This is a genomic window from Streptomyces sp. NPDC048291 (assembly GCF_043201715.1).
Taxonomy (GTDB): Bacteria; Actinomycetota; Actinomycetes; order Streptomycetales; family Streptomycetaceae; genus Streptomyces.
Map to the genome: position 1 here is coordinate 98,539 of NZ_JBICZC010000015.1, position 11,765 is coordinate 110,303.

The 11,765-nt window shown below is 73.5% G+C and carries 9 protein-coding genes; 8 read left to right on the forward strand and 1 reads right to left on the reverse strand.

The window, feature by feature from the left end; translation table 11 throughout:
- The first annotated feature begins 23 nt into the window (after nucleotides 1-23).
- The 6 genes from ACGF5O_RS36875 (at nucleotide 24) to ACGF5O_RS36900 (ending at nucleotide 7,822) form a co-directional block, all read left to right on the forward strand.
- The gene (locus ACGF5O_RS36875) at nucleotides 24-1,013 is read left to right on the forward strand and encodes a GNAT family N-acetyltransferase (protein WP_393814274.1); all 990 of its coding nucleotides are present in this window, start codon (nucleotides 24-26) and stop codon (nucleotides 1,011-1,013) included.
- On the forward strand, nucleotides 1,010-2,311 hold the full coding sequence (locus ACGF5O_RS36880) for an ABC transporter substrate-binding protein (protein ID WP_393814275.1): 1,302 nt from the start codon (nucleotides 1,010-1,012) through the stop codon (nucleotides 2,309-2,311). Before ACGF5O_RS36875 ends, ACGF5O_RS36880 begins: the two co-directional genes overlap by 4 nt.
- A complete protein-coding gene (locus tag ACGF5O_RS36885; RefSeq protein WP_393814276.1) occupies nucleotides 2,305-3,267 on the forward strand; it encodes a carbohydrate ABC transporter permease in 963 nt (320 codons plus the stop codon). The genes ACGF5O_RS36880 and ACGF5O_RS36885 overlap by 7 nt, the downstream gene beginning before the upstream one ends.
- Nucleotides 3,264-4,133, forward strand: a complete 870-nt coding sequence (locus ACGF5O_RS36890) for a carbohydrate ABC transporter permease (RefSeq protein WP_393814277.1) — start codon at nucleotides 3,264-3,266, stop codon at nucleotides 4,131-4,133. Before ACGF5O_RS36885 ends, ACGF5O_RS36890 begins: the two co-directional genes overlap by 4 nt.
- A gap of 159 nt (nucleotides 4,134-4,292) precedes the next feature.
- Nucleotides 4,293-7,286 (forward strand): BTAD domain-containing putative transcriptional regulator, encoded by a 2,994-nt coding sequence (locus ACGF5O_RS36895; protein ID WP_393814278.1) that lies wholly within the window; start codon nucleotides 4,293-4,295, stop codon nucleotides 7,284-7,286.
- Nucleotides 7,283-7,822, forward strand: a complete 540-nt coding sequence (locus tag ACGF5O_RS36900; protein ID WP_393814279.1) for a sigma-70 family RNA polymerase sigma factor — start codon at nucleotides 7,283-7,285, stop codon at nucleotides 7,820-7,822. Before ACGF5O_RS36895 ends, ACGF5O_RS36900 begins: the two co-directional genes overlap by 4 nt.
- Here ACGF5O_RS36900 and ACGF5O_RS36905 read toward each other — a convergent pair.
- Nucleotides 7,806-9,230 (reverse strand): hypothetical protein, encoded by a 1,425-nt coding sequence (locus ACGF5O_RS36905; protein ID WP_393814280.1) that lies wholly within the window; start codon nucleotides 9,228-9,230, stop codon nucleotides 7,806-7,808. The two genes, ACGF5O_RS36900 and ACGF5O_RS36905, sit on opposite strands and share 17 nt — an antisense overlap.
- A gap of 143 nt (nucleotides 9,231-9,373) precedes the next feature.
- Here ACGF5O_RS36905 and ACGF5O_RS36910 point away from each other — a divergent pair, with 143 nt between their 5' ends.
- Both ACGF5O_RS36910 and ACGF5O_RS36915 read left to right on the forward strand, forming a co-directional pair.
- Complete coding sequence (locus ACGF5O_RS36910; protein ID WP_393814281.1) at nucleotides 9,374-11,362, forward strand: putative T7SS-secreted protein; 1,989 nt, start codon at nucleotides 9,374-9,376, stop codon at nucleotides 11,360-11,362.
- 99 nt (nucleotides 11,363-11,461) lie between these two features.
- Nucleotides 11,462-11,755 carry a WXG100 family type VII secretion target gene (locus ACGF5O_RS36915; protein ID WP_351716361.1) on the forward strand — a complete coding sequence of 98 codons (294 nt, stop codon included), beginning with the start codon at nucleotides 11,462-11,464 and terminating at the stop codon, nucleotides 11,753-11,755.
- Nucleotides 11,756-11,765: the final 10 nt, after the last annotated feature.

Below are 11,765 nucleotides of genomic sequence, written 5' to 3' on the forward strand. Positions count from 1 at the left end.
CCCGCTCGGAAGGACACCCGTCGATGACGGATCTCACGACTCTCCCGACGCCGACCCAGGCCGGGATCCGCGGCTTCCGCGCCGGGGACGGACCGCAGGTGGTGGCGGCGTGGCGCCGGAGCGCGCCGGCCGACCCGATCACCGCCGACCGGTTCCGCTCCCTGGTGCTGCTCGACCCCAACTTCGACCCGGAGGGGCTGCGGGTCGCCGTCGACGGCGAACGGGTCGTCGGCGCCGCCTACGCGGTGCGCCGGCTGACCCCGATGGCCGGCACCGACCTGGAGCCGGAGCAGGGCTGGATCCCGTTCTTCTTCGTCGACCCGGACGCCCGCGGGCGCGGTCTCGGCCGCCGGCTGCTCACCGAGGCCCTCGACTGGCTGGGCGCCCACGGCCGGACGCGGGTGGACTTCTCCTCGTACACCCCGAACTACGTCTTCCCCGGCCTGGACGCCGAGGCCTACCCGCAGGCGGCGGGGCTGCTGGACTCCCTGGGTTTCCGCACCCTGTACGAGGCGGCGGCGATGGACCGCGTCCTGGTCGGCTACCGCCTCCCGGACGAGATCGCGCTGCGGGTCGCCGAACTGACCGCGCGCGGCTACCGGTTCGCCACCCCGGCCGACGACGACCTGGTGGACCTGCTGGCCCTCGCCGGTGACCACTTCGGGCCGGACTGGGCCTGCACGATCCGGGCCTGCCTGACCGCGGGCACCCCCCTCGACCGGATCGTCGTGGCCCGCGACCCCGGCGGCCGGACGGTCGGCTGGGCCATGCACGGGGCGTTCGACTCGGTCGACGAACGGTTCGGGCCGATCGGCGTGCTGGAGGAGATGCGCGGCACCGGACTCGGCGAAGTCCTGCTCCACCTCGTCCTGGAGCGGATGCGGGCGCTGCGCGCGCACTCCGCCTGGTTCCTGTGGACCGGCGCCCAGTCCCCGGCCGGCCACCTCTACCGCAAGAGCGGCTTCACCACGACCCGGGTCTTCAGGGTGATGCGCAGGGAGGCCGCCCGGTGACACCGTCACTGAGCCGTCGTCACTTCGCGCTCGGCCTGCCCGCCGCGCTCCTCGCCTCCGGCTGCGCGGCCCCGCACCAGGGGACCGGGCGGCCCGGCGACCCGGTCGTCCTCACCCTGCTCTCCCACTACGCGAGCGGGGAGCTCAAGAAGGCGCTCCAGGGACCGGTGGACGAGTGGAACGCCCTGCACGACCGGGTCCAGGTACGGACGAAGGCCGTCGAGTTCACCGACCTGCTGACCACCGTCATGGTCCGGCAGGCCGCGGGCCAGGGCACGGACATCCTGCACCCGTACTGCCTGTGGAACGGCCAGCTCGTCCGCGCCGGGGTGCTGCGGCCCGCGCCGCCCGAGCACGCCGCGGAGATCGGCCGCGGTTACGGCTCCGCCGCGGTCGGCTCCGCCTCGGTCGGGGGCAGGGTCTACGGCTACCCCACCGAGATGCAGACGTACGCCCTCTACTACAACCGGCGGCTGCTGCGCGAGGCCGGTGTCGACGGTCCGCCGCGCACCTGGGCGGACCTGGAGGAGGCCGCCTACCGGACCGCCCGGCAGGACCGGTACGGCAACACGCTGGTCCAGGGGTTCGGCCTGTCGGCCTTCGACGACTCCACGACCGTCGGCCAGACCCTCGCCCTGCTCAACGCCGCCGGCGGGCGGTTCGTCTCGGCCGACGGCAGACGGACCGCCATCGACTCGCCGACCGGCCGCGCCGTGTTCGACCTGGAGCGCCGCCTCGTCGACAAGGGCGCCAGCGCCCCCGGCGTCAACGTCTACCAGGCGTTCGCCTCCGGACAGGTCGCCATGGTGATCAGCGCCGGCTGGTGGACCGCGAACCTGAAGGCGCTGATGGGCCCCGCCTACCGCGACGTCGGCGTCGCCCCCGTGCCTCTCCCCGAGGCCGGCGGCAGACGCGCCACGCTCTCCACCGGCTTCATGCTCGGCGTCAACACCGCCAGCGAACACCCCCGTGAAGCCTGGGAGTTCCTGCGCTGGCTCAACGCCGAGAAAGTACACGGCACGACCCGGATGAGCGCCCTGCAGGCGTCGGTCGGCTCCCTCACCGGCCGCGCCGACGACATGCGCAGACTGCTCGGCACCGGCGGCGACCCGAACCTGCACGCGTTCCTGGACGCGCTGGCCTACGCCGTACCCGAACCGAACGTGGCGGGCGCCCAGCAGGCCAAGTCGCTGCTGCGCAAGAACATCGAGGCCCTGTGGACCGGTCAGCAGACCGTCGACGAGGCCCTGCGCGCCACCCGCCGCCAGGTCGACCAGGAGGTGGCGCGGTCATGGTGAACGCCACCCTGGCACCGGAGCCGACCGAACGGGCGGCGCACGACGGGTCCACCGCCCTCGGAGTCCGTGTCCGCGCCCGGCACCGGCGCCGCCAGGCCGCCGTCGCCTACCTCTTCCTGGCGCCGACCCTGCTGTTCTACGCCGTCTTCCTCGCCCTGCCCCTCGGCTTCGCGGTGCTCCTGTCGACGTCCCGCTGGGCCGGGTTCGACCTCGGCGACATCGACCCCGTCGGCCTGGACAACTTCGCCGGCCTGTTCGCCGACGGCTCCACGTTCCTGGCGCCGGTCCTCACCAACACACTGCTCTTCGCCCTGGGCACCGTGGCCCTCGCGCTCGCCGGCTCGGTGCTCGTCGCCACCTGCATCGACAAACTGCGGTTCCAGGGGCTGTGGCGCACCCTGTACTTCCTGCCGATCGTCACCACCGTCGTCGCCGTCGGCAACGTCTGGAAGTACATGTACCAGCCGGGCGGCCTCGTCAACGGCGTCCTCAACGCCGTCGGCCTCGGCTCGGTGGCCTTCCTCCAGGACCCGGACACCGCCCTGCCCGCCGTGGTGGTCGTCCAGGCCTGGGCCTCCGTCGGCTCGGCGATCCTGGTCCTGACCGCCGGGCTGAAGTCCATCCCCGAGTCGTACTACGAGGCCGCCGCGCTCGACGGCGCCGGGCCCGCGACCGTCTTCTGGCGGATCACGCTGCCGCTGCTGCGGCCGTCGCTGCTGTTCGTGTGCGTCACCCAGTTCCTCACCGGCCTCCAGTCCTTCGCCCTGATCATCGTGATGACCAAGGGCGGACCCGGGGACGCCACCGACGTGGCCGCCCTGGAGATGTACCGGCAGGCCTTCTCCTACGGCGACTGGGGCACCGCGAGCGCCGCCGCCTTCGTACTGTTCGCGGTGGTCCTCGCGGTCACCCTCGTGCAGTTGTGGCTCTTCCGGCGCAAGGGGGAGGACGCGTGATCCGCCGCCGTTTCCCGTGGCTGTCGTATCTGCTGGTGGTCACCGGCGCGGTGCTCACGGTGGTGCCGTTCGCCGACATGCTGATGACGTCCTTCAAGGGGCCCGACGAGGCGGGCACGCTGCCGTACCGGTTCCTGCCGAAGGCGTTCGACCTGTCCAACTACCGGGCGGCGATCCACCAGCTTGACCTGCCGGTGCTCTTCCGCAACAGCGTCGTCGCCACGGCCACGATCACCGGCTCGGTGCTGCTCACGTCGTCGCTCGCGGGCTACGCGCTCGCCAAACTCCGCTTCCCCGGCCGGGACTTCGTCTTCCGGCTCGTGCTGTCGACGATGATGTTCCCGCCGTTCCTCTTCTTCATCCCGCACTTCCTGATCCTGGTTCACTGGCCGCTGGCCGGCGGCAACGACCTGCTCGGGCGCGGCGGCGCGGGACTGACCGTCAGCATCGTGGCGCTCGCCATGCCGTTCCTCGTCAGCAGCTTCGGGATCTTCCTGACCCGCCAGTTCATGGTCTCCATCCCGGACGAGGTCCTGGAGGCGGCGCGCATCGACGGCGCCGGCGAGTTCGCCGTGTGGTGGCGGATCGTCGTCCCGCAGACCAAGCCGGTCCTGGTCACCCTCGGCCTGCTCACCTTCGTCGACGCCTGGAACGAGTACATCTGGGCCCTGCTCGTCTCCACCGCCGACCCGGACGTGATGACCCTGCCCGTCGGCATCCAGCTCCTCCAGGACTACGTCGACCCGACCCGCACCCTGCCCATCGTCATGGCCGGACTGGTCCTGAGCGTCCTCCCGGTGCTCGTCCTCTTCCTGCTGCTCCAGAAGTACTACATCAGGGGTGTCATGCTCAGCGGCCTCAAGTGAGGCATGCCGCGTGCGACCGGTCGGCCGCGGGCGACGCACCACGGCGGGACAACCGTGCGCCGTCGGGTTCGCGCGGACTCTATGCTCGTCCGGTGCCGCGTGCCCGCGAAAGCGGACACGTCGGCCTCGCATGTCGTCACATTCGGTACAGGGGACCCGGTGCAAACACGATTCGCCGTGCTCGGACCCGTCCGGGCCTGGCGCGGCGACACGGAACTGGTGCTGGGACCGCCCAAGGAACGCGCGCTGCTCGCGTTGCTGCTGACCGAGGCGGGGCATCCGGTCGCCGTCCACGAGATCGTCGACGCGTTGTGGGGCGAGGACCCGCCGGACAGCGCCGTGAACGTCGTCCAGCGGCACGTCGGAGCACTGCGCCGGCTCCTCGAACCCGACCTCCCGGCCCGGGGCGAATCCCGCTGGCTGGTGCGGGGCTCGGGCGGATACCGCCTGCAGGTCGACGCCGACTCCCTCGACCTGCTCCGCTTCCGGGCGCTGCGCCGGCAGGCGGACCAGGCGGCGCAGAACGGCCTGCCGGCCGCCGCCACCGAGCTGCTGATGGAGGCACTGGCCCTGTGGCGCGGTCCCGCGGCCTCCGGCATCGCGCCCGAGGTGCGGTCCCACCCCGCCTTCACCGCACTCGACGACGAGCACCTCGCCGCCGTCAAGGAGGCCGCCGAACTGGCCCTGGAGGCCGGCGGCGGCCTCGGCGCCCGGGTCCTGGTCACGCTCCGGCAGGCCGCCGCCCAGCACCCCCTCGACGAAGGACTGCAGGCCAGACTGATCCTGGTGCTCGCCGCCACCGGGCACCAGGCGGAGGCCCTGGACGTCCACCGGACCGTACGCACCCGGCTCGCCGACGAACTCGGCGTCCAGCCGGGCCCCGAACTCCAGGCCGCCCAGCGGCGCGTCCTCGGCCGTACCCACCACCCCTCCGCGGGCACCGAACCGGCGGCTTCCGGCGCGGAGCCGGACCCGACGGCCGATGCCGAGGCGGCCCGGCCGGAAGCCGTCCCCACCGTGCGGCCCGCCCAACTCCCCGTCGATCTGGCCGCCTTCACCGGCCGAAGCGACGAACTCGCCCGCATCAAGGCACTGCTGCCCGCCGCCGACGAACCGGCGTCGGCCGTGGTGATCAGCGTCATCGGCGGCATGGCCGGCGTCGGCAAGACCACCCTCGCCGTGCACTGGGCGCACAGCGTCGCCGCCCGCTTCCCCGACGGACAGCTCTACGTCAACCTGCGCGGCTTCCACCCGACCGGCTCGGTGATGAGCACGGCGGAGGCGATACGGTCCTTCCTCGACGCGTTCGGCATCCCCGCCCAGCGCATCCCCGCGGGCCTGGACGCCCAGGCCGCGCTCTACCGCAGCCTGCTCGCCGGCCGGCGGGTCCTCGTCGTCCTCGACAACGCGCGGGACACCGAGCACGTCCGGCCCCTGCTGCCCGGCACACCCGGCTCCATGGCCGTCGTCACCAGCCGCAACCAGCTCTACGGCCTGGTGGCCGGCGAGGGAGCCCACCCACTGAGCCTGGACGTCCTCAGCGACGCGGACGCGCACGCGTTCCTGACCTGCCGGCTCGGCGCCGAACGGGTCGCCCGTGAACCCGCCGCCGTCGCCGAGATCATCGCCCTGTGCGGACGGCTCCCGCTGGCGCTGGCCGTCGTCAGCGCCCGCGCGGTGGTGAACCCGACGTTCCCGCTCGCGTCCGTCGCCGCCGAACTCCACGACAGCGAGGAGAGCCTCGACGCCTTCTCCGGCGAGGCCCCGGCCGCGGACGCACGCAGCGCGTTCTCCTGGTCGTACCAGCTCCTCACCCCCGCCGCCGCCCGCGTGTTCCGCCTGCTGGCCCTGCATCCGGGGCTCGACTGCGCGCTCGCCGCCGTCGCCAGCCTGGCCGGGCAGCGGACCGGCCAGGTCCGGCCGCTGCTCGCGGAGCTGGCCCGCGCCCACCTGATCACGGAGCCCGTGCCGGGCCGTTACGGCTGCCATGAACTGCTGCGCGCCTACGCCGGCGAACTGGCCCCGGCGCAGGAGACGGCGCAGGAGCTGATCGCCGCCCGGCGCCGCCTGCTCGACCACTACCTGCACGGTGCGTACGCGGCCGACAGCGTCCTCGCACCGAGCCGGGAACGCGTCCGGCTACGGCCGCACGCGACCGGGGTGACCGTCCCGCGGCTGCCCGACCAGGCAGCCGCGGACCGGTGGCTGGAGACCAACCGGTCCGTCCTGCTCGCGGTGATCGAGCAGGACGCCCGGCACGGCAGCGGCGAACACAGCTGGCAACTGGCCGCCACCCTCGAGCTGTACCTCGACCGCATCGGGCGCTGGGAGGAGCAACTCCGCGCACAGACCACGGCCGTCGGGGCCGCCCAGCGCCTCGGCGACATACGCGGCCAGGCGTACGGGCACCGGGCGCTCGGCTTCGTCAGCGGCCGTCTCGGGCGGTGGGACGACGCCGACGCGCACCTGTTGCTCGCCCTGGAGCTGTTCGGCGAGATCGGCGACCGGGCCGGCCAGGGCAGGACCCACCGCTACGCCGCCTTCCTCGCCAACCGGCGGGAACGCCACGCGGCGGCCCTCGACCACTACGACCGGGCCGGCGCCCTCTACCGGGAGGCCGGACAGCGAAGCGTCCAGGCGGTGATCGCCAACGAGGTCGGCTGGACGTACATCCTCATGGGCAGGTACGAGGACGCCCTGGAGCAGTGCGGCCGGGCACTGCGGGTCCACCGGGAGACGGGCGACCGCAACGGCGAGGCCGCCGCCTGGGACAGCCTCGGCTACGCCCACCACCACCTGGGGCGGTACGACCGCGCGCTGGACTGCTACCGGCACGCGCTTGAGCTCTACCGGGAGATCCGCGACCGCTACCTGGAGGCCGACACGCTGGTGCACATCGGCGACACGCACCGCGCGGCCCTCGACGACGCGCAGGCCGCGCTCGCCTGGCGCGAGGCGCTCGGCATCCTCCAGGAGATCGACCACCCGGATGCCACCGACGTCCGCGAGCGGCTGACGGACCTCGCCGCACCCGCTCCGGTGCCGCGTCAGTTAACCGTCAGAGTTCCGGAAGCGGGCCCTGCCTACGCTCCCCGCTCCGCTCCGTCCGGGGCGGAGGCGCGTACCGCATTCCCCGTCAGGACTCGAAGATGACCACGACCACGCACGCGGCCACCGCCTCGGCCGCGCGTCGCGACCAGCTGCTGCACACCATGATGTCCGACCACGCCAAGGCACTGCTCGCCTATGCCGAGAAGCTGCTGAACGACCGTCACACGGCCGAGGACATCGTCCAGGAGGCCCTCATCCGCGCCTGGCCGCACGCGGAACGCCTCTACAGCACCGAGGGATCGGTACGGGGCTGGCTGCTCAAGGTGACCCGCAACCTGGTCGTCGACCGGATGCGCAGCGCCACCGCCCGGCACGAGACCATCGGCGCGGACGACCGCGACGTGCCGCTGCCCGACCACTCCGGCGCCGTGCTGGCCGCGGTCGAGGCCACCGACCTGCTGCGGCAGCTGTCCCCCGAGCACCGGGAGGTCCTGCTGCACACCTACCTGTGCGGCCGGACGGCGCAGGAGACGGCCGGCTTCCTCGGCATACCCGCCGGAACCGTCAAGTCCCGGCGGCACTACGCCCTCAGCACCCTGCGCGCCAAGGCCGGTCGGGAGCTCACGCCGGAACGGTGAGCCGCACGTCCAGCACCGGGATGTCGACATGGCCGTCGGCGTCGGTCCGCCAGCGCCAGTGCGCGCCGGCGGCCTCCCCGCACACCAGGCCGGTCCAGCCCGCGCCGCCGGGGCCGCACAGCGCGGCCAGCTCGGCCGCCGCCGCCTCGCCCGGCGTCCCGGCCACCACGACCAGGCCCCGCACCGGCCTGCGCGCCGCCCCGGCACGCACCGTCCCCTGCTCCGCGGCGGGCAGGACCGGAGCGGGCGCGTCGACCCGGGGAAGCTGCCGGAGGCCCGACGGCACGGTGAGCGGCAGGGCACCGTCCGCCCCGCGCAGCACGGTCACCGGGGTCTCCGGGCGGGTCCGCGCGATCTCCGCCAGCACGTTCTGCACGACGTCCCGGGCCACGCCCTGGTCACCGCTCACGCTGAGGACGCCGTCCAGGCGGCTGAGGTCCACGAACACCGGCTCGCCGTCGGCGTCGGTGCCTGCCCGCACCAGGCAGGCGGCGCCGACCGCGGCCTGTGCCGTCACGGCGGTGTCCTCGCCGCCGGTCAGCCAGCCGGCGGCGGCCGCCGGGCGGCGCCAGCGGGTGCCGTCGACGCTCGTCCACGGGGCGTCGGCCGTGTCGGCGGCCGTCAGCCACACCGTCACGCCCGTGCCGTCGACGCGCAGCGCGTGCACCGGCCGCTCCGGCCGCTGCCGGGTGGGCGCGAACTCGCCGAGGGTGCCGTAGGCGCGTCGTACCGCCTCCGCGTCGGTGGCGAACCGGCGGGCCGTCGCCTGGCGCTGCGTCAGCCGGCGCCTGCGCCGCATCGGTTCGCCGAGCCGGCGGACGGCGCGCCGTACGGCGTCGTACGCGATCCGCACCTTGCGCCTGCCGACGATACCGGCGGTGACCAGGGCGAGCAGGATCGTGCCGAGCACCGCGACGGCCGCGGCCAGCGGAAAGGTGAACGTCGTGGACGTCTGCCCGCCCGCGGCCGGGGGAGCGGAGGCGGTGCTCGTGCTCTGGTTCCCGGTGTCCCGGGCCAGTCGGACGTCGGGTCCCGAGGCGTCCTGCGGAAGCCGCAGGATCCAGCCCGGGTGCAGCTGGTCGTCCGGGCCGTTCAGGGCCCCGCCGTCCTTCTGCGCCTGACCGCGGTTGAGGTCCAGGATCTCGCCGGACCGGGAGGCGTCGCCCAGCGTGGCGGCGGCGATCGACGGCAGCGTGGCGAGCTGCCCGCCACTCTGCGCCGGGTCGGGCACCACGAACACCTTGACCAGGCCGTCGTCGGACCCCGCCGCGTGCGCGGCGCCGGTCCCGCCCAGCGCCACGAGGCATGCCGCCAGCAGCGCCACCAGGGCACGCAGAAGTGTCCGTACCGCCCGGGGCGCCGGCCCGTGCCCCGATCCCCGGTCCGCGCTGCTGCTCATCGTGTCCACCCATGCCCTCCCTGGTTCCGTTGCACCGACTACACGGAGCCGCCCGGTGAAAACGTTCGACGCGAACGGGGTGTGAACCCTTCGCGACGCCGATCCCGTGTACCTGGCGACCATCACCAACTGGCACGGACCGGGGGACCCCAATGGCACGTCGGCACGCGAGTCCCGAGGACTTCCAGCTGGTCGGCATGGACTCGGACCCGACGCCCGGCGACCCCGACCTGATCCAGGGCGTGATGCGGCGGTACCGGGACATCGGGGACGCCGCGGAGAAGGCGCTCAACGTCCTGAAGAAGGACGGCACGATCTCGCAGGGCCGCGGTTCGGCGATGGACCAGCTGAAGGAGAAGATCGGCGACGATCTCCCGGACAAGCTGACCAAGACCATGACCTCCTACCACGACGCGGCCCAGGCCTACAGCGACTACATGCCGCGACTGCGCGAGGCCCAGGACACCTTCGACCGGGCGGTGGACCAGGCGCGGGCCGCCGCACCGCAGGCGAACCAGACGCTCAAGGAACTCGGCCCGAACCCGACGGACGCGGAGAAGTCGGCGGCGCGCAGCACCCAGGACGCCATCGACGCCGGCCGCTCGGAGCTGAACGCGGCCAAGAGCCTGGCGGAACAGGCCAGGTCGATGCGGGAGCGCGCGCAGCGCCAGTGCGCCGACGTGCTGGACCGGGCGGCACAGGAGGCGATTCCGGAGCGGAACGTCTTCCAGAAGATCGCCGACTTCTTCAAGGACTTCCCGTTCGTCCAGATCCTGCTGGCCGCCCTCATCGCCGTGGTCGCGGTGTTCTTCCCCGTGGTCGGGGCGCTGCTCGGCGGGGCGTTGTTCGTCTTCAACCAAGTCATCGCGAGTCAGACCGGCGGTATCAAGGCCGGTGACTTCGTCGTCGGCCTGCTCGGGCTCGTCCCCGGCGGCGCCCTGCTGAAGCTCGGCGGCAAGGCCGTCCAGGCGATCGCTCCCGCCGCCGTGGCCGCCGTGAAGAACTCCGGCTTCATCGCCAGGAGCACCGCGTCGATCACCAGGATCGGTGAGTCCCTCACCAACAGCAAGATCGTGAGCGGCGTCCTCGCCAACCCCGTCGGCAAGGTCGCCACCGAGGTCACCGGTGGTTTCCTCGCCAACTCGGCGCTGGAGGCGGGTGCCAAGGCGGCCAACGGCGACAAGATCACGGCCGCCGGTGTGTTCGCGGGGGCCGCGGCCGGGGCGGTGGCCGGAGCCGCCTTCAAGGGCGGCATCGGAAAGATCGGCAAGAGCCGCGGGAACCCTCCGGTCGAGGAGGGCAAGGGCGGCCGGTTCGGCGACACCACGGAGCCCGCGGCCGGGGACACCGTGGGCAAGCGGGCCGCCGACCAGGTCGGGGGCTTCGTCGAGGAGGGCGCCACCCTCGGGACGAAGATCGGCGTGGGCATCGCCCAGGGCGGCGACCCCAACGAGGTCGCGGCCGGCGAGATCGCCAACTCCGCACCGAAACTCGGCGCCGGGCCGGTCGGCAAGGCGGGCCTGGGGCGCGCGATCGACGGCCTCACGGACAAGATCCCCGTCAAGACCGGCCCCAGGCCCTCGACCGGCTCGCCGCACACACCCCCCGCCGCCCCACCGGCCGCCCCGGCCCCTGCGGACGCCCCCGCCGGCACCCGGCCGACGACCCCGGCGCCGGTGGACACACCGGAGTCGGCGGCGGCCCACCCGGCGACGCCGGCGCCGGCGGACCCGGCGAACGTACCGGTCCCGCCGTCACCCACCGGCCCGCGCCCTGCCACTCCGGTCCCGGTGGATCCGGCGAACGCGCCCGTCCCGCCGTCGCCGACGGGTTCGCGCCCGGCGACGCCGGCTCCGGTGGACGCACCGGCGGGGGCGCACCCGGCGACGCCGACCCCGGTGGACCCGGCGAACGTACCGGTTCCGCCGTCCCCGACCACCCCGCACGCACCCGATGTGCCGCCCGCCGCTCCCGCCACCCCGGACGGCGGCAGCTCCCCGGGCCGGCCGGCCGTCCCCCCGATCAGCACCTCCGACTTGCAGCCGAACTCCGGCAGCGAGCCGTCGTCCCCGTCGAGCGACGGGTTCGTCACCGCGCCGACGAGCCCCGCCGAGGGACAGGACGGCGGCAACGGCCGCTAGCCGCCCTGCGGTTCGCGCACCCCGCACCCCCGCACCCCGCACCCAGTCCTCCGTCCCCGAAGGGACGGATCGCACCGACAACCAGCAAGGAGCACTCCCATGCCCAACTACAGCGTCAACTCGGACACCACCGCCTCCACTTCGCAGGCCCTGCTCAACGATTTCTCCCAGCTCCAGGACAAGCTCAACGAGGTCAAGGGCAAGATCTCCAACCTGCTCGCCGACGGTTACAGCACGCCGGCCGCCCAGCAGAAGTTCTCGCCGTTCTTCGACGAGTTCGCCAAGGGCTTCGACCAGGTCAACCAGGGCCTCCAGGGGATCGGCCAGTACGTGAAGTCCGTCGGCGAGGCCTTCGACCAGACCGACAGCCAGCTCGGCTCCAACCTCTCCTGACCCACCGGCC